Source organism: Providencia sp. PROV272 (assembly GCF_049901975.1).
In the GTDB taxonomy this organism is placed as follows: Bacteria; Pseudomonadota; Gammaproteobacteria; order Enterobacterales; family Enterobacteriaceae; genus Providencia; species Providencia stuartii.
Genome location: NZ_CP096291.1, coordinates 2,186,407 through 2,208,041 on the forward strand (window position 1 = coordinate 2,186,407; position 21,635 = coordinate 2,208,041).

21 protein-coding genes and 2 pseudogenes are annotated in these 21,635 nt (G+C 40.1%); 9 read left to right on the top strand and 14 right to left on the bottom strand.

Features of this window, described 5'->3' with window-relative positions; all coding sequences use genetic code 11:
* The first annotated feature begins 50 nt into the window (after window positions 1-50).
* Window positions 51-1,448, top strand: coding sequence for a class II fumarate hydratase (gene fumC / locus M1E93_RS09915; RefSeq protein WP_014656033.1), 1,398 nt, complete (start codon window positions 51-53; stop codon window positions 1,446-1,448).
* A 57-nt stretch (window positions 1,449-1,505) separates the two neighbouring features.
* Here the strand turns inward: fumC and tus are convergent, their stop codons facing one another.
* The 3 genes from tus to M1E93_RS09930 all read right to left on the bottom strand — a co-directional run bounded on the left by tus (window position 1,506) and on the right by M1E93_RS09930 (window position 4,476).
* Window positions 1,506-2,426 carry a DNA replication terminus site-binding protein gene (gene tus, locus M1E93_RS09920; protein ID WP_104873501.1) on the bottom strand — a complete coding sequence of 307 codons (921 nt, stop codon included), beginning with the start codon at window positions 2,424-2,426 and terminating at the stop codon, window positions 1,506-1,508.
* Window positions 2,427-2,558: 132 nt separating this feature from the next.
* Complete coding sequence (locus M1E93_RS09925; RefSeq protein ID WP_104873500.1) at window positions 2,559-3,125, bottom strand: lytic polysaccharide monooxygenase; 567 nt, start codon at window positions 3,123-3,125, stop codon at window positions 2,559-2,561.
* An 88-nt stretch (window positions 3,126-3,213) separates the two neighbouring features.
* On the bottom strand, window positions 3,214-4,476 hold the full coding sequence (locus M1E93_RS09930; RefSeq protein WP_040133187.1) for an MFS transporter: 1,263 nt from the start codon (window positions 4,474-4,476) through the stop codon (window positions 3,214-3,216).
* A gap of 116 nt (window positions 4,477-4,592) precedes the next feature.
* Between M1E93_RS09930 and M1E93_RS09935 the strand changes: the two genes are divergently transcribed.
* The 3 genes from M1E93_RS09935 to bioD all read left to right on the top strand — a co-directional run bounded on the left by M1E93_RS09935 (window position 4,593) and on the right by bioD (window position 7,624).
* Entirely contained in the window at window positions 4,593-5,495 is a 903-nt protein-coding gene (locus M1E93_RS09935) for a LysR family transcriptional regulator (RefSeq protein WP_036940318.1), read from the top strand.
* A gap of 101 nt (window positions 5,496-5,596) precedes the next feature.
* Window positions 5,597-6,805, top strand: a complete 1,209-nt coding sequence (locus M1E93_RS09940; protein WP_014656029.1) for an ROK family protein — start codon at window positions 5,597-5,599, stop codon at window positions 6,803-6,805.
* Between the two features lie 144 nt (window positions 6,806-6,949).
* Window positions 6,950-7,624 (top strand): dethiobiotin synthase, encoded by a 675-nt coding sequence (gene bioD, locus M1E93_RS09945; RefSeq protein ID WP_004920048.1) that lies wholly within the window; start codon window positions 6,950-6,952, stop codon window positions 7,622-7,624.
* 54 nt (window positions 7,625-7,678) lie between these two features.
* Here the strand turns inward: bioD and M1E93_RS09950 are convergent, their stop codons facing one another.
* The 3 genes from M1E93_RS09950 to ydfG all read right to left on the bottom strand — a co-directional run bounded on the left by M1E93_RS09950 (window position 7,679) and on the right by ydfG (window position 9,140).
* On the bottom strand, window positions 7,679-7,912 hold the full coding sequence (locus M1E93_RS09950) for a DUF1161 domain-containing protein (RefSeq protein ID WP_004920046.1): 234 nt from the start codon (window positions 7,910-7,912) through the stop codon (window positions 7,679-7,681).
* A gap of 26 nt (window positions 7,913-7,938) precedes the next feature.
* Window positions 7,939-8,310: a DUF1283 family protein gene (locus tag M1E93_RS09955; protein ID WP_004920044.1), complete on the bottom strand. Its 372-nt coding sequence runs from the start codon at window positions 8,308-8,310 to the stop codon at window positions 7,939-7,941.
* An 80-nt stretch (window positions 8,311-8,390) separates the two neighbouring features.
* Complete coding sequence (gene ydfG, locus M1E93_RS09960) at window positions 8,391-9,140, bottom strand: bifunctional NADP-dependent 3-hydroxy acid dehydrogenase/3-hydroxypropionate dehydrogenase YdfG (protein WP_014656028.1); 750 nt, start codon at window positions 9,138-9,140, stop codon at window positions 8,391-8,393.
* Between the two features lie 236 nt (window positions 9,141-9,376).
* Between ydfG and M1E93_RS09965 the strand changes: the two genes are divergently transcribed.
* The 3 genes from M1E93_RS09965 (at window position 9,377) to M1E93_RS09975 (ending at window position 12,476) form a co-directional block, all read left to right on the top strand.
* The gene (locus tag M1E93_RS09965) at window positions 9,377-9,967 is read left to right on the top strand and encodes a hypothetical protein (protein WP_014656027.1); all 591 of its coding nucleotides are present in this window, start codon (window positions 9,377-9,379) and stop codon (window positions 9,965-9,967) included.
* A 644-nt stretch (window positions 9,968-10,611) separates the two neighbouring features.
* A complete protein-coding gene (locus M1E93_RS09970) occupies window positions 10,612-11,559 on the top strand; it encodes an IS30 family transposase (protein ID WP_140035165.1) in 948 nt (315 codons plus the stop codon).
* Window positions 11,502-12,476 (top strand): hypothetical protein, encoded by a 975-nt coding sequence (locus M1E93_RS09975; protein WP_426206851.1) that lies wholly within the window; start codon window positions 11,502-11,504, stop codon window positions 12,474-12,476. The genes M1E93_RS09970 and M1E93_RS09975 overlap by 58 nt, the downstream gene beginning before the upstream one ends.
* Before the next feature lie 62 nt (window positions 12,477-12,538).
* Here the strand turns inward: M1E93_RS09975 and M1E93_RS09980 are convergent, their stop codons facing one another.
* The gene (locus tag M1E93_RS09980) at window positions 12,539-13,486 is read right to left on the bottom strand and encodes an IS30 family transposase (protein WP_140035165.1); all 948 of its coding nucleotides are present in this window, start codon (window positions 13,484-13,486) and stop codon (window positions 12,539-12,541) included.
* Between the two features lie 510 nt (window positions 13,487-13,996).
* On the opposite strand from M1E93_RS09980, the gene M1E93_RS09985 reads away from it, so the two are divergent.
* Window positions 13,997-15,052 carry a hypothetical protein gene (locus M1E93_RS09985; RefSeq protein ID WP_104873495.1) on the top strand — a complete coding sequence of 352 codons (1,056 nt, stop codon included), beginning with the start codon at window positions 13,997-13,999 and terminating at the stop codon, window positions 15,050-15,052.
* 140 nt (window positions 15,053-15,192) lie between these two features.
* Here the strand turns inward: M1E93_RS09985 and M1E93_RS09990 are convergent.
* Window positions 15,193-15,318: pseudogene (locus M1E93_RS09990) on the bottom strand (IS481 family transposase); the annotation flags it as partial.
* Between the two features lie 351 nt (window positions 15,319-15,669).
* Between M1E93_RS09990 and M1E93_RS09995 the strand changes: the two are divergent.
* Window positions 15,670-16,131 carry a hypothetical protein gene (locus tag M1E93_RS09995; RefSeq protein ID WP_076913989.1) on the top strand — a complete coding sequence of 154 codons (462 nt, stop codon included), beginning with the start codon at window positions 15,670-15,672 and terminating at the stop codon, window positions 16,129-16,131.
* Between the two features lie 126 nt (window positions 16,132-16,257).
* Here the strand turns inward: M1E93_RS09995 and M1E93_RS10000 are convergent, their stop codons facing one another.
* The 6 genes and pseudogenes from M1E93_RS10000 to M1E93_RS10025 form a co-directional block, all read right to left on the bottom strand.
* On the bottom strand, window positions 16,258-16,893 hold the full coding sequence (locus M1E93_RS10000) for a GrpB family protein (RefSeq protein WP_036940309.1): 636 nt from the start codon (window positions 16,891-16,893) through the stop codon (window positions 16,258-16,260).
* A gap of 321 nt (window positions 16,894-17,214) precedes the next feature.
* Window positions 17,215-17,724, bottom strand: a pseudogene (locus tag M1E93_RS10005) (fimbria/pilus outer membrane usher protein); the annotation flags it as partial.
* 1 nt (window position 17,725) lies between these two features.
* Entirely contained in the window at window positions 17,726-18,814 is a 1,089-nt protein-coding gene (locus tag M1E93_RS10010; protein ID WP_014656018.1) for an extracellular solute-binding protein, read from the bottom strand.
* Window positions 18,815-18,837: 23 nt separating this feature from the next.
* On the bottom strand, window positions 18,838-19,680 hold the full coding sequence (locus tag M1E93_RS10015) for an ABC transporter permease (RefSeq protein WP_014656019.1): 843 nt from the start codon (window positions 19,678-19,680) through the stop codon (window positions 18,838-18,840).
* A complete protein-coding gene (locus tag M1E93_RS10020; RefSeq protein WP_004919984.1) occupies window positions 19,677-20,540 on the bottom strand; it encodes an ABC transporter permease in 864 nt (287 codons plus the stop codon). The genes M1E93_RS10015 and M1E93_RS10020 overlap by 4 nt, the downstream gene beginning before the upstream one ends.
* A complete protein-coding gene (locus M1E93_RS10025; RefSeq protein ID WP_102780533.1) occupies window positions 20,537-21,619 on the bottom strand; it encodes an ABC transporter ATP-binding protein in 1,083 nt (360 codons plus the stop codon). Before M1E93_RS10025 ends, M1E93_RS10020 begins: the two co-directional genes overlap by 4 nt.
* Between the last annotated feature and the right edge of the window lie 16 nt (window positions 21,620-21,635).

Genomic DNA, 21,635 nt, shown 5'->3' on the forward strand with positions numbered 1-21,635 from the left:
CTGATGATTCCAAAACCGATTATTCTGTGTATGTACTTAAGGAGATAGTAATGGCAGCCACTCGCATTGAAAAAGACTCAATGGGACCAATTGAAGTACCTGCTGACCAGTTGTGGGGCGCGCAAACTCAGCGTTCTTTAGAACATTTCCGTATATCTGTAGAAAAAATGCCTGTTGCGTTGATTCATGCATTAGCAGTGACTAAAAAAGCTGCTGCAAGCGTGAATATGGATTTAGGCTTACTGCCTAAAGATCGCGGTGATGCGATTATCGCTGCGGCTGACGAAGTATTAGCTGGCAAGCATCCTACTGAATTCCCTCTTGCTATCTGGCAAACGGGGTCTGGTACTCAAAGTAATATGAACATGAACGAAGTACTGGCGAACCGTGGTAGCGAGATCTTAGGTGGACAAAGAGGTAATGAGCGTCTTATTCACCCTAACGATGATGTTAACAAGAGCCAAAGTTCAAACGACGTATTCCCAACTGCAATGCACGTTGCGGCCGTTGTTGCTATTCGCGAGCACTTGCTACCTGAATTAAAAGCGTTACACAAAGTATTAGATGCTAAAGCAAAAGAATTTAAAGACATCGTAAAAATTGGTCGTACCCACCTACAAGATGCAACGCCATTGACTTTAGGCCAAGAAATTTCTGGCTGGGTAGCGATGTTAGCGCATAGCGAAAAACACATTGAAAACTCTGTACCACACGTATGTGAGTTAGCGCTGGGAGGTACGGCTGTTGGTACCGGTCTAAATACTCACCCTGAGTATGCGGTTCGTGTTGCTAAAAAAATTGCGGAACTGACTGGTCAACCATTTGTTACTGCACCTAACAAATTTGAAGCACTCGCAACATGTGATGCTTTAGTTCACGCTCATGGTGCACTAAAAGGCTTAGCGGCGTCCCTGATGAAAATTGCTAACGACGTTCGTTGGTTGGCGTCAGGTCCTCGTTGTGGTATTGGCGAAATCGCAATCCCTGAAAACGAGCCAGGTAGCTCAATCATGCCAGGTAAAGTTAACCCTACACAGTGTGAAGCTTTAACGATGCTATGTGCACAAGTGATGGGTAATGACGTTGCTATCAATATCGGTGGTGCTTCAGGTAACTTTGAACTGAACGTGTTCCGCCCAATGGTGATTGATAACTTCCTGCAATCTATCCGCCTACTGGCTGACGGTATGCGTAGTTTCAACGAACACTGTGCGATTGGTATTGAACCAAACCGTGAAAGAATTGAGAAGCTACTTCATGAGTCATTGATGCTGGTTACTGCTCTTAATACACATATTGGTTACGATAAAGCCGCTGAAATTGCTAAGAAAGCACATAAAGAAGGCTTAACGTTGAAAGAGTCAGCATTAAAACTAAATTATCTGACTGCTGAGCAGTTCGATGAGTGGGTTCGCCCAGAAGATATGGTTGGCAGCATGAAAAGCTAATCAGTTAATTTATTAACTGAATATTTAAACACCTGCTCATCAATGGCAGGTGTTTTTTTATATTTCCATATATAAATTTAAGCGGGGTATCAGTAGCTCAACAGGCTTAGACCTTGGTCGATTACGGATCGCAATGTTATCAACATGGTAATCGGGTAGGTTACCTATCACAATATCAGTCAGTGATTTTTCAACCGCAAAAATGAGCAAAGGGTTGGCACAAGCGAACTGAGTTTGTTTTTGTTGGGCGCTATCCCAAACACGAGCAATAGGTTGCACTTTAACGGGGCGTTGTGTTTTAAGTACTACGTCATTATTTAATTGGCTGATCAATAGAATTTCTTGCTCTAATTGTTTCAACCACTCTTCCTTTGCAACTCCCAATGGTTGGCGCCCACTTTCCAATGAGCCTTGCAGCTTGCTCAACACCTGTTCTTTTGTCATTTTATTTATGACTTTTTTATTTGCCCAACCAAACCTTATGGTATCGATATCAGTAAGGTAGGTTAGAGTTCGATAGGTATTTAATGTCAGTAAACCATGCAGTGTATCATGAATAAATTCAAAACGTTGCGATTCATCAACCCCTGATTTTTGAGTGACTATTTGTTTTATCTGTATTTTTAATTCATTGATCTCATCTAGCAAGACCCGAAAAGTTTGATAAGTAGAATAGGGGGTATCAATACAGATCGCGCCAGGTAACCTAACGGCTGATTTATTACTGGTGAGTTCTGATTTATCATGAATAAATAATAGGTTATAATGTTCGATAGCATGTTGGATGGCAAGTTTACCTGTTATTTTTTCAACGTCGATTTGTTTAATCTCATTATTTTCTTCTCCTTTCATGACATCCGGAAGACGAAAAATGGTCGCAGAGATAGAAGGTTGCTCAGCAATCAATTGGCTAAGTTCCGTTATTTTACTTTCTAACCGGTTAAAGCCTTCAATAAGGTCATATTTGGCATTATTCATTATGCAATACCCCTAATTAGTTACAACATACTGTATCTAAATTAATCATAACAAACATCAAGCATTGTGCAAATAAATAAGTTAACTAGGAAGAAAAGGGAGAGGCGACATCCCCCCTTTATTGCATATGTTTTATTTGATATCGAGATCAATCACCTGATAAAAAGCATTCTCAGTGTCAGCGATACTCCATACAGCAAGTACTATTTGGTATCCACGATTTTCTTTTGGCAATACGCATTGGTGCTCAACAATGGTTTCTGGTCGTGAAGGGGTAGCATATTGACAAAAGGGTATTAAGATTAATTGTTCACGCGTTATTGGTAAGTTGGGGTTCCAGTCAGGCTTAGTAATAAAGTATTGCCAATTAGCTGTCGCATGCCTTGCTGTTAAATACCATTTAAAGGTTTGCTGAGGCTCTGTGATAATATTTTTTACCCATCGAGCTGACGTCTGTTCATCCAAAGCAGCAAAACGGGGAATACCTGCACTTGCAATCTGTCCATCTTGTGGCCCTGAAAGGGGAAAACCTTTAGGACCTTCTAGCGATTGCGGCTCGTATTGTATTGCACCACAATTGCTATTTAGATTTTTTTTACACAAAAAGGCTCGGCTTTTAGGCTCTTCTACATAACCATGTCCCAATGTGATAGCAGAAAAGCAGAATAAGAAGGGAAGTAATAAAAGTCGTTTTTTCATTTGTTGTCCTCATAATTGTTGAGGACAACATTTTCACTTAAACAAAAGTGCAAAATAAATTCCATCATTTGGTAAGTATTACCAAACCCTAACAGCTAACTTTCAACTTGTAAGCGATTAACATACCAATAATGAGTAATCCTGCAATAAACCAAGCTACACCAGACCAACCAAACTGAAACCAAAAGATCCCGCCTACAGTCCCTGCTATACTTGAGCCTGCATAATAACTGAATAGGTAAAGTGAAGATGCTTGACCTCTTGCTCGTTTAGCACGATGACCAACCCAACTACTCGCGACCGAGTGGGCAGCAAAGAAGCCCGTTGTTAGCACCGTCATGCCAAACAGAATGATCCAAAAACTAGAAAAGAGTGTTAACAATATACCCGCTAACATTAAAACTAAAGCAGCGATTAAAACTTTACCTAACCCAAACTTGTTAGTTAAGCTTCCCGATTTAGATGCGCTATAAGTTCCTGTTAAATAAATTATTGATAGCATACCTACTGTTGCCTGACTGAAATGATAGGGGGCTTCCAGTAAACGATAACCAATATAGTTATACATAGTGACAAACCCGCCCATCAAAACAAAGCCTTCAATAAACAGCCATGGTAGACCTTTGTCTCGAAAATGAAGACGCAGATTGACCCATAAATTTTTTGGTTTTAAAGAGCTTGCTCGAAAATGTTGTGATGGTGGTAATAGGCGCCAAAAGCTGATCGCGGCAATTAAAGCGAGTGCCCCTAATAGTATTACAGCAACGCGCCATGAATAGAAATCAGCAATCACCCCTGTAACAAGACGGCCACTCATTCCACCGATAGAGTTACCACTAATATAGAGGCCCATTGATAATGCGACATAACTCGGGTGAATTTCTTCACTGAGATAGGTCATGGCAACCGCTGCGACGCCACTTAGAGATAAACCCACAAGTGCTCTTGCAATTAAAATACCTTGCCAACTTTGCATAAAAGCACTCAACAAAGTAAATAGTGCGGCGCTTGTTAACGCTACTACCATCACATTTTTTCGCCCAATTGCATCTGATATTGGCCCCGTAATAAGCAGCCCTAGCGCCATCAAGCCGGTACTTAATGATAAGGAAAGACTAGCCGTTGCGGGAGAAACATTAAAATCCTCTGACAACATTGGCAAAATAGGCTGTACAAAATAGAGCAACGCAAACGTTGCTAAACCGACAGTGAAAAAAGAAAGAGTGACGCGTAAATACAACGCATCATCACGTTGAATATAATGTTTCTTCGGTAAGTTATGGGGGCTTGAGTTATCTAGCGTTCCGTTAGCCGTATTTTCAGTCGTAAGACTATTTGATGAATTTTCCATAAAGAATTCCTTGCCATAACAACCCAATTGATTTCGATCAAAGAATAGAAATCTCAGACTATTTTGTCTAATATATTAATTATTACCAATAATACTTTAAACATATCAAAGAAAAAATGGCTATTGAATTAAGACACTTACGGTATTTTATTGCTGTTGCAGAAGAGTTACATTTTGGGCGAGCTGCGGATCGATTGCACATTTCTCAGCCACCATTGAGTCAGCAAATTCAATCACTTGAAGAACAGATAAACGCAAAATTACTTGAACGAAACAATAGAAATGTTTCATTAACCCCTGCTGGTAATATGTTTCTCAAAGAGGCTTATCAAATTTTAGCCCAGGTCGATGCAGCGGCTACAAAAGCAGCACGGATGGAAAAAGGGGAATTAGGGGAACTTTCTATTGGTTTTACATCAACGACGCCGTTTATGAATAAAGTGACCATGAGTTTACGTCAATATCGTGAATCATATCCCGAAGTGGCTATCCATATGCATCAGATGAATACAAAACAGCAACTTGCCCCCTTACTTACAGGGCGTATTGATATTGGGATCATGCGTAATACCGAACTCCCTGAGCAGCTAAACTACCAACTTCTATTTAAAGAGCCGTTTATGGTTGCTGTGTATGAAGGCCATCCCTTATTAAAATATGAAAAAACAGGTGTCGACATTCATCTATTGGCGGAGTATCCATTAGTATTTTTCGAACGAGAGGTAGGTACAGCTCTCTATGATGAGATCCATAATCTGCTTACTTCCGCTGGCGTGACGCCCAAAATATCTCAAGAGGCAGGGGAAGCAATGACAATATTAGGTTTAGTCTCTGCAGGTATGGGAATTTCGATTATCACAGAATCTTTTACCCGTATGAAAATTGACGGTGTAAAATACATCAGATTTTCAAATATTGAAGCCGCATCGGAAGTCTGGTTAGTCTACAATACGCGTAGAGCATTGCCTGCTGCTGCAAAAAAATTAACGGAATTACTGATTGAAAATATTGTTGGCTAAATAACGTGATTCAAATCACAAATAACATGTATATCGGAGTAATTGCATTCTATATTACGCATAATAACTGACTGCTTTATAACGGGATTTAACACTGAATTATGGAAAACCAAACGGGTCATATTGATCAAATCAAACAACTAAACACAGGTATTGTCTACCGTGTGATTGATCAATATGGGCCAATTTCTCGGATTGCATTATCTAAACAATCACAATTGGCACCCGCAAGTATCACAAAAATTACGCGCGAGCTCATTGATGCCCATTTAGTTAAAGAAATTGAGTTTCCCGTTCTCGGCTTGCGAGGTAGGCCCGCGATTGGATTAGTCATTGAAAGTGAAGGGTGGCAGTTTTTATCTATCCGCCTTGCCTGTAACTCTATTAGCCTTTCATTAAAAGAGATCAATACACAAACTATCGTAGAACAAGACTATCCATTTGACGTTAAAGGTAATGAGCAATTTTCCAATACGCTCTCATCATTAATTAGCCATTTTTTTGCGACATATTCACGCCATTTAGAGCGTGTTACGGCCATTAGTATTGTTTTAGATGGTTTGGTGGAGCCTTTCTCTGGTGTAATTTATGCTTTGCCTTATTACGACATTGATAATTTACCACTTGGTCATTTTTTAACGGAACAAACTGGGCTACCGACTTATATACAGCCTTATGTTAATGCGTTAGCACTAGCCGATTATTTTTCTTTGTACGAAAAAAGAACAGCAAAAAACATCATTTATTTACAAATTGATTGTGTTGTTAGCGCTGCAATTATCAATAACGGCATTGCATTAGATAGTCATACGCGACGAGCGATACATTTTGGGCATGTACAAACACAAAACACGGGGGAAACTTGTTATTGTGGTGGTATTGGTTGCTTAGAAGGGGCAATCGCTATTCCGGCTATCTTAAAACATGCCGTGGAATTACAACATTTATACCCATCATCCTCATTTTTCAATCATGACATGACTATCGATAGTTTTTGTTTAGCTGTGGAAGACCAAGATCCACTCTGTTTACATGTACTCAATGATATAGCGCAAATACTTGCCAAACAGCTCGGTCAACTCATTAATATCTTCGGCACCGAATTAATTTTAATCAATTCTCCGCTAAATCGGATTTCCTCTGTATTTTATTCACTTTTACATCAATATTGCCATTCGCAGTCTATTCCTCTATATCGTGGTGAATTACGCATTGAACAATCTGAAGTTACTAAAAAAGAGAGTGAAACTGCATTAGTTCAACAAGCATTATATGATGGTTCTTTATTACTTCAGTTACTGCAAGGTTAACAGTAGTTAATAAAATTTTTGCTATTAAACAGAAAATTGAGCTAACGCAAACTTAAGAGTTACCCATTCCCATAAACTGATTCCATATCATTTTTCACTGCAACATGTATGCAGTCGTCTGTCACTTCAGGATAGAAAATAACTATGATGAATCTATTTGTTACCGGGACAGATACGGATGTCGGGAAGACAGTCTCCACGTTAGCAATACTGCAGGCTCTTAATGGCCAAGGAATTAAAGCTGTAGGCTATAAGCCTATCGCTGATAAGTGTATTGATACACCGGAAGGTATGCGGAATAAAGATGCTTTGTTAATACATGGGGCGTCACAACAACTTGTATCCTACGATGATGTTAATCCAATTAAAATCAAAGATAATTACAGCCAAGAAAACTGTATTGATTTCAATAAGATTAAACAAGGACTAGAAAACTTAAATAGTCAATGCGACACCGTTGTTATCGAAGGTAATGGGGGATGGCGCTATTTATTGGATGACAACACATTTTATACTGATTGGCTAAAAGGACAAAAAGTCGGCGTTATACTTGTCGTTGGCATCCAGCATGGCTGTGTAAACCATACATTACTGACTGCAGATGCAATACGTGCCGATGGTTTGCCGCTTATCGGTTGGATAGCAAACCGTATCAATCCAGGGTTGGCACATTATGCCCAGATCATTAATCGCTTACAAAAACACTTAAAGGCACCGTTGTTAGGCGAAATTCCGTATTTATTACGACCGGAAGAAAAAACGCTATGTCACTATTTAGATCAAGATAAGATCAAAGCATTTATGTGCGAATATGCGTAGCTTATCGAGGATGATTGAAAAGGGCGCTGATAATAGCGCCCTGAGTTTTATTGATCAATGACGAGTATAAATGATCTTATATGTTTCATTTTGGCAATGGCCAACAACTTGCCCTTGCGCTTGTTCAGCCTCATCATTTGGAACAGCAACTAAGCTAAAATTATCGGCAGGAACGCCATTGTTAATAATTTTCTGCTTAATTTCTTCAATAACACTTTCACATGATGCTTGTGCTAACACTGGAGCAACGAGTAAGCATAGCGCTGGAAATATAAGTCTTTTCTTCATAATAACTCCTTAATGGGTTTAATGAGTTATGGGCGAGCTAATGGGCGTCCTGTATTTACATCTAGGCAGCGTTGTGTATTCGGCTCCCAATAAGCATTTAAATTAAGACTTTTCTCGCAGGCATCTTTTGCATCAAATGCAGCGTCAACCTTATCAAACTCTTTTTCAGTACGGGAATTTACTTTTGTACGTAAACTCCGTGTTTGATCCCACTGTTCCTTTTCTTGGCGTGCCTGCTCTTTTGTCAAAACACTATCAACATTTCCCGATGTAACACAAGTGCTTCCTGCTGAGCAGTTAACATTCCCTGCATGCGCTGCTGAAGAAAGCCCCAACAAAGGAAGGCAAAACACTACCGCCGCTAGACCTTGCTTAACAAACTTTAGTGATGAGCTCATTATAATTCCTTACAAAGTTAGTTCTATTCGACAATATAAACACAAATATAGCGCAAATTCCTTTAGAAAAGTACGAAAAATCACGCCTCTTTATAAACAGTTAAACCAGCAAAGGTTTGACAAACCGGCATCAATTCAAGTGTATTGACGTTCATACGAGCAGGCAATGTCGCTACCCAGTAAACCGTTTCAGCAATATCTTCAGGTGTAAGTGCATCCGCGCCTTTATAGATATTCGCTGCTTTATCATCATCACCTTTAAGACGAACATTAGAGAATTCTGTTCCGCCAACTAATCCAGGTTCGATATCAGTTACTCGGACTTTTTTGCCTTGGAGGTCAGCCCGTAGTCCTAATGAGAATTGCTTAACAAACGCCTTAGTGGCGCCATAAACATTACCACCTTTATATGGCCAGTTAGCCGCTGTTGAGCCGATATTAATAATATGGCCATGATTATTGGCAACCATAGTTTGCAATACTTCGTAGGTCATATTGACTAAACCTTTCGTATTCGTATCAATCATTGTTGCCCAATCGTCAGGGTTAGCCTCGAATGCGGGTTCTATACCTAGCGCTAAGCCCGCATTATTCACTAAAACATCAATATTTTTTAGTGCTGTTGGTAATCCTGCAATGGCATTTTGAATTGCTTTCCGGTCTCTTACATCAAGAGTAATAGGGTGAAAGTGCGAGCCTAATTCTTTTTGTAGTGCTGTTAGTCGCTCTGTACGACGACCCGTTCCAATAACGGTTGCTCCTTGCTGAATAAAGCGACGCGTAATTGCTTCGCCAAAACCTGAAGTTGCTCCTGTGACTAATATGATCATATTTTCCCCTGTCATTTTATTATTGCTTCATATTATGTGACTATTCTAGCGCTTGTAACTCTAACCTACAAAAATCTTCTTGTCATGATAGAGAAAATAGAGCGCATCCGCACAATGCTTGTGCTAACAACATAAAAATATTCATAAAGTGATGCATTAATGAATATTCTCAGTTATAACGAGTGATGAATAAAAAATCAGGCCAAGAAAGTAATTCGACATTAGGATGACATCAAATGAACTATCAAGTTGCACCATTTTGGCTGTACTCAAGTAAATTAACTTTGTTGATTATTATTGCGTTAGTCATTTCTTTTTATAACGTGACTGGCTTTATTTTATACCTAATATTCTTAGGGTTAATTTGGGCTGTATTGCTCTCTATTAAAATTCACGGATTAAAAGAAAAAGGCCTTATCCTTAGAAATAGTGAGACGTCAACATGGATGGTTTATATAAGAGGGATCCCAGTTCAAGAGCAACGTCAACACTTGAAAAATCCCTATTTTGCGATTAAAAATCAGGGAGTTAGTTTTATTTTCAAAGCATTATCTATTAAGCTATTTATTCAAATTTTCTTTATTGGGCTGATTTTTAAACAAACATTAGTTGTCGATAACATTTATATTCAGCTTGTATCGGTTCTCGCTAGCTTCGCAATTCTCTGGTCTCTACTACAAACTATATGGGCATTATGTGCCATAAAAACTGAAAAAATGGTCATTAATGAATTTACATCTCCCAGTAAATCCCAATGGTATGAGATTAGTTTCCGGACTAAAAAGAATACAGTCAAAACAGCTTTAGAGTGCATATTGGCACTGTAGCAATAAAAATAATAAATCTGATGCAGAAAAAGAGGTGACATTGCTACAAAAGCAAATAGTCGTTTACGGCAATTTGTTGAAGCTAAACTTAAACAAATAAACGCACAGTAATATAAATCAAGTTACCTTAAGTCAGCCAATTAACCATAAACACAACTCGTAACAACAAACAAGGATAGGCGCTACAGAGCTTCCAGATAAAGTAGATTTCATATGCTTCTTTAAAAAAGAGAACATTTTTAACTGATACGATGGTATTACATATCAATATATTGAAACCAACAATTTCGATAAAAAATTGGCAGGTTTGGCTTTTAATTTAAGCTAAACTCAGTTAATCAAGCAAACCATACTACATAATTTATAATATAATGAATTTTATAGCTCACTTTTTAAAATTTTCCTACATAAAGAAATATTCTTGATAGGGATGACCTTAGAAGATAACGCATTGTGTGAAGCTAAAAACTCATTTAAACGTTGATCATATTTTTTCGAAAAACGCAATAACTCAACTGTATTTAAGAGTGTTTCTTTAGGCGCGAATTCAGATAATAAGTGCAACGCTCGGTCATGTTAGATGGAAGGACGGTTAGCTACTGATAAGCTATCCTGCTCTTCCGACCAAAGATGAGCGAGTAAGTATGAAGTATCAGCAACTAACCGAAGGACAACGATACCAGATATCGATACTGCGTGAGGATAATTTATCCTGCCATGAGATAGGTATCCGTATCGGTGTAAGCAAGTCCACGGTCTCCCGTGAACTGAGGCGTAACACTTCAGATACTGGTTATAACCCACAACAGGCACACCAGAAGTGCTGTGATAGGCGGCTGTCATCTGCCAAAAGGACAATTCCTCAGCAGACCATAGATTTCGTGATATTTGCTCTGGAGTGGAAGTGGAGTCCTGAGCAAATAAGTGCAATTGGCAGCATTATTGGTCTTAGCGTCAGCCATGAATGGATTTACCAGTATATCTATGCGGATAAGCGTAGCGGTGGCGAGTTGTACAGGCATCTTAGGCAGGGCAAACGGCGATATCGTAAGGGCTACGGGCAGAAACGAGGGCGCATCCCTGATGCGGTATCCATTGAGCTACGGCCGTCAGTCGTCGATGACCGTAGCCGTCTGGGGGACTGGGAGGCCGATTTGGTGCAGGGTAAACAGGGCACTGGTGCTATCGTGACACTGGCAGAACGCAAAAGCCGTATTTACCTGACAAAAAAGGTGTTTTCAAAGGATGCGGTGGAAGTCAGTAAGGCCATTATCTCACTGCTGAGTGAGTATCAGGATGTATGTCACACAATAACGTTCGATAACGGTCTAGAGTTTAGTGAGCACAAGGCGATAGCAGAAGCACTGAACGCAGATACGTACTTTGCCCATCCGTATGCCTCGCATGAGCGTGGGCTGAACGAGAATACGAATGGGTTGTTAAGACAGTTTATCCCGAAAGGAACAGACCTGCGGACAGTGACAGAAGAAGACTTACAACGCTATCAGGGAGCGTTGAACAGCAGGCCACGCAAGTGTCTGGGGTTCAGACAACCTTCGGTGGTGTTTGCGGAGCTAAGAAAGGCGGCTTAGCGTTGCACTTCGGACTTGAATCCGCCCTTCCTCCTATGCTCTATTTGAAACCGGGACAACAGCGAGATGTTCGTATTACTGAAACCTCTAGCTCAATGAATTTACCGAAAATTAGTAATGATCTAATGCTAGTGCCTGAGTTTACTTTTACAGATGAGCGAAGAAAGGGATTAATTTATCCTCGGCCTGCCCCATTCGATATAGTAACAGGGCATTTCAATGGCTGGGGTTCAGGTACAAATCAATTTCCATGGTACCGGAATTGTATTTTTGAACCTTATCAAACAACGCCAGAAACTATTATCGAACATGAGGTTTTCCTAACAGGTCGCTTGCTAGTATATGGTACTGGGAATCAAAAAAGTGGTACGTATTATTTAAAAGATAATATAGGCACCTCGATCAAAGACTGGCGTAATCTTAATGAAGGGTCATGGGTAAAATTAGTAGATAAAGCGGATCCCATCAATGTCACTGTTTCTGGGCTAACATGCAGCTTGCAGACCCCGAATAAAATTAATTTTGGTATTCAAGATTCGAATGCAGCAGCAGGTACTCTATTAGCATCTGTTCAACGTCCGATAGCCATAAGTTGTAGCCAATTTAAGGATCAAGTTGATGCATATATTGGAATATCTGCTAACGTTAAACCCGAGTACTATTCAGGGAATAATTACGACGTTAATTTAATTAATTCAAGTAATCGAGCTGCTGCGTATGTAAAATTATTTGTTCACCACAATGGGGCTAAATTACCGATACGTTTAGACCAGACTATGGTCGAGCTTGGTCGTATTAAAGCAAATGAAAACAATGTCAATATAACGAAAACTCTTGAATATGAGTTATATTCAAAGGGGGCAGGGATAACCGGTTTAGCACGTGGTTCCGTAGAACTTTCGGTTATTATGCGTTAAGCTTATCGTAAGTTAATTTTAAAATTAATTATAGTTGGCGGATTCAAGTCCGAAGTGCAACGCTAAGCCGCCTTTCTTAGCTCCGCAAACACCACCGAAGGTTGTCTGAACCCCAGACACTTGCGTGGCCTGCTGTTCAACGCTCCCTGATAGCGTTGTAAGTCTTCTTCTGTCACTGTCCGCAGGTCTGTTCCTTTCGGGATAAACTGTCTTAACAACCCATTCGTATTCTCGTTCAGCCCACGCTCATGCGAGGCATACGGATGGGCAAAGTACGTATCTGCGTTCAGTGCTTCTGCTATCGCCTTGTGCTCACTAAACTCTAGACCGTTATCGAACGTTATTGTGTGACATACATCCTGATACTCACTCAGCAGTGAGATAATGGCCTTACTGACTTCCACCGCATCCTTTGAAAACACCTTTTTTGTCAGGTAAATACGGCTTTTGCGTTCTGCCAGTGTCACGATAGCACCAGTGCCCTGTTTACCCTGCACCAAATCGGCCTCCCAGTCCCCCAGACGGCTACGGTCATCGACGACTGACGGCCGTAGCTCAATGGATACCGCATCAGGGATGCGCCCTCGTTTCTGCCCGTAGCCCTTACGATATCGCCGTTTGCCCTGCCTAAGATGCCTGTACAACTCGCCACCGCTACGCTTATCCGCATAGATATACTGGTAAATCCATTCATGGCTGACGCTAAGACCAATAATGCTGCCAATTGCACTTATTTGCTCAGGACTCCACTTCCACTCCAGAGCAAATATCACGAAATCTATGGTCTGCTGAGGAATTGTCCTTTTGGCAGATGACAGCCGCCTATCACAGCACTTCTGGTGTGCCTGTTGTGGGTTATAACCAGTATCTGAAGTGTTACGCCTCAGTTCACGGGAGACCGTGGACTTGCTTACACCGATACGGATACCTATCTCATGGCAGGATAAATTATCCTCACGCAGTATCGATATCTGGTATCGTTGTCCTTCGGTTAGTTGCTGATACTTCATACTTACTCGCTCATCTTTGGTCGGAAGAGCAGGATAGCTTATCAGTAGCTAACCGTCCTTCCATCTAACATGACCGAGCGTTGCACTTATTATCTGAATTCGCGGTTCATCAATAATTATGACGGTAAATTTAATACTGTGATTAATCCTAAAGAAAAGTGTGTTGAATATCGAGATAAAATCCTTGATGGTATTAATTATCCGCTAAACCATTTATGTCAATATATGTAACTTAGATGCATATATTGACTTTGCCGCATTGAGATAATCTACAAAAAGACGACGATAGTTTTTCATAATTTAACCATACGGATTATCGTTTGAAAGATAATGTAGCATTGTGGTTAAACGTATATCAATACAGTAGTAATCAATCTTATATAATTGATTACTTGGAAAATGGGATTCAATTTATTTTAAAAGTATACATAGAGATTATTGAGGGCGTAAAGATATGATAATAATCTTAGGAGTTGATCATAGCGGTTTCTATGACATTAGGGTAATATGATGAAAAAGATTTTATTAGCAATCATTTTGACAAGCATAACTCTGCCAACATTAGCTGCGGACGTTAAGGTATTTAATGGTCGTGGTTTAGTTGGAGTATTTGGTAATTACTCTTCATCACATTCAAGAGTTAATACAACTGATAATATCGGTGAAATAGTTCCGTATGTTTCATTAACCAACTATTACAATGGCTCATACAACCAATGTCATCTGAATAGTCTGATGGAAATTGATGGTATATATGGAATGCCAATCAGTAATGACCTAATGCTAGTGCCTGAGTTTACTTTTACGGATAGACGAACAAGAATTGACTGGCCTTACCGAGAGATCGATACTGTAACAGGGCATTTCAATGGTTGGGGTTCTGGTACGAATCAATTTCCACATTCTCGAAACTGTATTTTTGAACCTTATCAAACAACGCCTGAAATTAGTATACAACATAATGTATATACAACGGGTCGTTTGCTAATATATGGCACTGGGAATCAAAAAGGTGGCACATATCACTTAAAACACGATATAGGTACCTCTGTTAAAGACTGGCGTACCCTTTATGAAGGGAATTGGAAGATGCTAGTATCCAAAACAGAAGCGATAAATATCACTGTTTCTGGACTAACATGCAGCTTGCAGACTCCGAATAAAATTAATTTTGGTATTAACGATTCTAGTGCAGCCAACGGTACTTTATTAGCTTCCGTTCAACGCCCTATGACGATAAATTGTAGCCAATTTAAGGATCAAGTTGACGCATATATCGGAATTTCAGCTAACGTTAAACCAGAGTTCTATTCTGGTAATGCTTTTGATGTCAATTTAAATAACGCAAGTAATCAAGCTGCTGCGTATGTAAAATTATTTGTGCACCACAATGGGGCTAAATTACCAATACGTTTAGACCAGACTATAGTCGAGCTTGGTCGTATTAAAGCAAATGAAAACAATGTCAATATAACGAAAACTCTTGAATATGAGTTATATTCAAAGGGGGCAGGGGTAACCGGTTTAGCACGTGGTTCCGTAGAACTTTCGGTTATTATGCGTTAAGCTTATCGTAAGTTGATTTTAAAATTAATTATAGTTCATCAATAATCAGGACGTTAAGTTAATACTATGACTAACCCTAAAGTTTATTTACTCGGTATAGCCGATGTACAGGATTTTCGTAACATCCGATTGTGTGTCACTCAGAACCTCGGCTGACACTTAGCCTTAAAAACCAAGCTTATTTTTTAACACTTCATACCGTGTTTTACCAGCATGAGCTGAGTGGGGCGATGATAATTATAAAATACCTCCCATTCAGCTAATTTTAAAGCTCGCGACTTGTTTAAGCACAGAAGGGCTATATTTTTACAATAAAACATTCCTAACAACCTTAAATTATATTACTCACTCGGCTATGGAGTTGAAAGCAACGGCTCTGAATATTTATGTTCAGTCCAATAATCACTTTTCTTGAAGATATGCATATTACTGAGTAATCCTTTAAAGGGACTAAAGTGATGCGAGCGCTTCGTAAAGATCAGGCTGAGCATTTTTACTATGGCCAGCCCTTAGGCGAAGTGCGTCTAGTGGAAGAATGGCGTTTATTTATTTGATATGGAGTTTTCAAAATAATGGATGTATTGAGCCACTAAACCGATTTTAAGAGAACAGGAAAGATGAGCCTGAACAGAACAGGGGATATTGTAATTTTTGTATTTTCATGTCTGTCTATAGCAGGATGCAAACCGGGTAATTTGCCAGAACAGTCTCAAAAAATCCGTCAGTTTGATGGGGTTTACATATGTAGAATAAGCCAGTCATTTAATCACATTGCAATTGAACAGAAAAATAAACACATTTTTCCGTCCGTAATGGTGAAAACTACCATTACGGTTAAAGATGGTGTTATGACAATTCATGGTATGACATCAGGTGATTACGTTTCTCATAAAATGTCGATCACTGAGCCGCCAGTTACACCGGATGGCCGTGTACTGTATTCAGAAGTCGAACTTCGTTATAAAGACGGAAATGTGCAGGAAGATTTCACAAAGAAATATGGTATTGCATCAGTGTCTGAAGGTGATCCTTTTGACAAAGGATTTATGCATCAACTGAGTAGTTGCAGATTATTGTAGAAGCGTAATGCTAATGTCTAATAATAGGAACCATTCTTTATGTGATAAATCCGCTAAAATAGCTGACGATTGACCTATATCTTGCTTATCAAATTGATGAATAACTCTATGCATGCATTCCGCTTTTTAGCTATTTTTTTGTAAATGGGCAAATAGCTTTGCATAAATCTTTTGAATAGTATCATTTTTCTTTTGATTGTAATCCATCATTGTATTAACACCTTCTTTTGCTTTCATTTTGCTGACGGCATAGGTAGCAAGATCGTCAGGGTGGGTCATTAGCCAATCACGGAATAACTGATGACGTAAATGTTCAGGGCAGCCAGGTGCAAATACATGTAAATTAACCTGTGGTTTATCAAGGTATAGCATTCGGTGTTCATACCAAGATGGTTCGCGAATTGTATGAACATACCCCAAGGCAGTTAGTTGAGGGATATAACGGTTCTCAGCAGTAGGATCCTCAACGATTAGGTCAATATCAATAATAGGTTTAGCTGCTAGATTTGGAACCGCAGTTGAGCCAATATGGTCAATATGTAGTGCTGCTTCGCCTAGTGCGGCTTGGATACGTGCTTTTTCTTGTATAAAAAGTGTTGCCCAAATAGGATCATAGTCACGGATCTCAATTTTAAGTGTAGGTGGTTTTCCTAAAACCCATGGGTTTTCATTCGGGTCACCATCTTCAAATTTCATTACAGCACAGATATCTTCGGGAGATAACGTATCTAATGAGGCTCTTTTTGTATTAAATTGTGTCATATCTTTGTTTATTCGTAATAAATGCTGTGAAATCGGGTTGTTGCATGGTTACGCAATGAATTCCGCCACCACCAATAACAATATTACCGGCAAACGTATTTACGTGGTAGGGTAGTAAAAATATATATAAGCATACACTAATACTAGGAGCACTGGTTAAACTACCAGTAGCTATTTCGCATAGTAAATCAGGAGGTAATGATAGTGATAATGAGGCTATTTATAAAGTTATTAGCTCCCCATACTCTATTTAACATAATACACATTATGCGAACCTAAATTGTAATAGCAAAGTTGTAATGTCCGCTCTGGGATAAGTTAAGAGTAACGCAATGCGGTAAGATCGACCGATGTGCCCGTCGACATCAAACTTTTTGAATAACGAATACGGTAAGATTGACCAGTTTGACGATCACTGCCTTGCTGCGCTGCACCACTAAATTTGGCTGATGAATGGGTCACATCCGTTGACAGCGCCCCGAAGTTCCCTAAAGAGAATCCACTTCCCAAACTCAAGGATTGATAATCTTTCGCCAATAACGTTCCACCGTACAAAGTGACATTATTGTGTAAACCGTATACCGCGGTGCCTAATACAAAATCTGAACGGCGAGAGTCTGTAGTCAAATTCCCATCATAACGGCCGGAGGCGAGTTCATATTTCCAGCCCCCTGGCCGTAGCATCACTGGCAATGAGGAATAAGGCACTACAAATTGACGTTCGCTACCATCCGCTTCGGTGATAGTCACATCATAGTCACCCGACAATCCTGCTTGTTGTATGTCATTAATATAAAATGCACCGGGAGCCACGTAGGTCTCATAAATAACTTTACTTCATTGTCACATTTCGCACGAACTCCTTGCGGAATAGCATACTATAGTCTTTCCCATAGAATTTCACGTCTGACACCTGATTAGCAGTAGCCATTTTAGTCATGGGGGAAGTGCCAAAGGTCTCTTTCAGCGCTTGCTGAGTTTTAGGTTGAATCAACCAGTTAATAAAAACAGCGGAGGCATTTGGGTGTTGACTATTTGCAGCGATGGTTACAACATTCCCTCCCCCTGGCATACCAAATTTGGGGACATAAAATTTTAATCTTGAAGTTATTGCTCCATTGTGTTGCAAGCCTAGCATATGATCTTCCCAAGCTGGAACCAACATCAACTCTCCATCATTTAAACGTGTGAGACTATCGGCGCCAGACGCGGTTTGCGTAATACTAGATTTGTTTTTAGTAAACCACGCCCAGCCAGAAGACCAACCTTTAATCACCTTTGGATCAATCTTCGTTGCACTGCTATCAAACTCACCGCTTTTGAGTGTGACAATACGCTGAATGAAGGCTTCACCAGCGCCTCCGTTATTGGGATCGTTATATCCAAAACGATTGGGATTTGCATCGATAAACGCCTGAAGGTCATCGAGCGTTTGAGGAAGAGCTTGATCGCCAAATTGTTTGGGGTCATAGGCGAATCCAGTTTGATTTCCCCAAAAAGCGACGGCATACCCCTGTGTATCGATGTTTTGTATTGTATGAACTCCATTCTCATAGCCTGGGAGCCAGTCAACTTTACTGATTGCATTAGCTTTTAAAGTAATAGGCAGTTGAGCAATGGATAAGGCCATTACATCAATTTTACCACTCTGTTTTTTTGATTCGGCTAAAAGTTTATTCATATTTCCATCAATGGTTCCTTCTGAGATTTGTACTTTTATTCCATATTCATCTTCGAATCCCTTCACAAAATTACGCCACTGCGGCTGCAAGTACCAAATGTTAAATGTAACCTCTCCTTCTTGTTTTGCTTGCTTTATCACCTCATCCCAGTTAGGAAAGGAATTTTTATCTACATCTTGAGCGTAAGAGGTTGATATAACTGCGACTCCCAGTAAGAGCGCCAATGATATTTTTTTCATAATTTGACTACCTCTAGTGAATGTTATGCTTTTCCTGTGGATTGAGACAAATAATTGCCTTTTAACAGGCGCTCAATAATTATCATCAATATAACGTTGGGTATCACCAAGATCATTGAAACAACAGCGGCATCTGGACGTACAAAGGAATACCCTAAGAATGAATACAGTATCGTGGGAACAGTGATAAAATCTGGCGAGCCCAGTACAAATGAAATACTAAACTCTTCTAAACTTCGAACCAGACAAAATATTAATGAAGCCAGTAGACTTGGCTTTAGCATGGGTAAAAAAGCATTGCAGAACGTCCCCCAAAAACTAGCTCCCATGTCACGCGACGCGTCGATTATGTCTTGTGGTATCGACTTGAACCCCGCTGACATTATGCGAATTGAGTAAGGGAGCGTAAGAACGGTATGGCCAATTACAATGCTCATAAAAGTATTGCTGATATTTAAACTTATTAACATTGAACTGAAGAAGATACCGATAATCATGCCCGGCATAACCAGTGGAATGAGCGTTAGCATTTCCGCAACTGCTTTGCCTTTAAATGTCATTCTTCCGAAAGCATAGGCTGTAGGTGTCGCAAGCAATAAGCTCAAAATAGCAACAGCAGGAGCGATGGTATAACTATTGAAAAGCGCGGTTGCTAGCGATGTTTGTTCCCAAACAATTTTCCACCGCGCTAAAGATAATTTTTGAGGAAAAAGGTCTGGATAACTCCATGGGTGTTGTGGGTCAACCAAGGACCACAAGATTGCCATAGTAAAAGGCAAACCTAACCAAACAACATTAATGAAGATGAAAAAAATCAATGAAATTTTTACAACTTTCCGTCCATTATTGGTCTTTATGGTGTTCATTTAACCTCCCCCTTCTTGGTAGCCAACGGGGTTAACACAGTCGCAATGAGCAGCGTTCCAATCGCGGAAATTAACATTATTATGACGGCAATAACGGCTGAGTTATTCCATTCACCGTATTCCATTGCGGTAGCTTGCATCAGGCGCGCAAGGGAGTAAGTGTTACGGGGACCGGCCACAGAGAAGAATGCAAAATCCCCTACCGCACCAATAAAGATAAGTATTAGAGAAACTTGTACCGCGGGGAGTGTTAGAGGGAAGACGACATCTACGAATCTCCGCCATCTATTAGCACCGAAATTACTTGCCGCATCAAGTATCTCATCTCTAATCGAATTGACAGCACCGCCAACTAAAATCAATGCAAAAGGAAGGTTTTTCCATATTTGAAGAATGATAACCCCCCATCCAAAATCATCATTTTGCATACGCAATGGGGAGTCTGTTATTCCCAATAGTTGAAGTAAACTGTTTATCACTCCATGATAGGCGATGATATTTACAAACAAAAATGCAGCCACTAAACCTGGAATGAACATGGGTGCTCGAAGCACTCCGATCACAACCTCTTTTCCGTACATGGGTTGTCTTAGCCAGAGTGCGATAGGATATGAAAGCAGAACTGCACCAAACGCACCAAGCACCGAAACTTTTACGGTGTAATACAACGCACTAAGTAAGACGGAGTCACCTATGATGTTTGCCCAAAACGCTAGTGAAAATTCACTTTCCCCCGTCATGTTAAATAAACCGAAGCTTTGGGTAATAACGACATAAAAAGTTGATCCCATCAGAAGAAGGATCGTTCCAAGCCCTGTGCTCATTAATAGCCATGCCTTTACCTCATTTTTCCAATTCATCTCTTCCCCTCCGTAACCGGCTCTAAAAAGTGAATTGCATCCTCAGGCAAGTAAAATTCGGCACGCTCTCCGATAGCAATAGGCGGTTTCTTCACAAGCTGCAAACGAACTGAGAGTGATTTATTATCGTTGGAACCCCACGCTTCAGTGAGATTGCCCATGAATGCCATTTTTTCTATGACCAAAGAAAATCTATTTTGGATAGAAGATGGGGCTTGAACAAATTTCACATCCTCAGGACGCCAACAAATATAGCAATGTTTTGCTGAGGGAGGATTTGCGGATTTAACATAGAAGTTACCAAGCTTACAGGCGATACGGTAGTATTCTGGCTGCTCAGCGGGTTCAACATGTGCCTCATCAATATTCGCTGCACCAATAAAATCCGCAACAAAGCGGCTGTTTGGGCGGTAATAAACGTCCTCTGGCGAGCCCACTTGCGCAATACTCCCTCCATTTAGCACAACGATTTTATCTGATATAGACAAGGCCTCAGCCTGATCGTGCGTGACATAAATCGAAGTTAGTTGGTAGAGGCGTTGTAGCTCTTTAATTTCAAACCTCACACTTTCGCGTAATTTCGCATCTAAGTTAGATAGTGGTTCGTCAAACAAAACTAAATCCGGCCTAGTGATCATCGCTCTAGCCAAAGCTACACGCTGTTGCTGTCCTCCTGATAGTTGTGATGGCATCTTCAAACGCTGCTCTACTAAACCGACTTGTTTTAGGGATTCTTCTAATCTTTCTTGTTGGTTGCTAATGGAGACTTTTTTTTGCTTCAAGCCAAAACAGATATTGTGTGAAACGTTGAGATGCGGAAACAAAGCATAAGATTGAAAACACATGGCCGTGTTTCTTTTTTCTGGTGGAAGGTTTGTTATAGGCTTGCCATTTAAAATGATCTCTCCACTATCTGGTTGGTGAAAGCCACTTATCATTTTTAACAAAGTGGTTTTTCCACAACCACTCGGCCCGAGCAAAGTGACAAATTCCCCCTCTTCAGCGGTAAGACTGATATCGCGGGCGGCATAAAAATCGCCAAATTGCTTTGTAACACCTTTTAATATCAGGGTAGACATTATCGGCCTTCCTTAA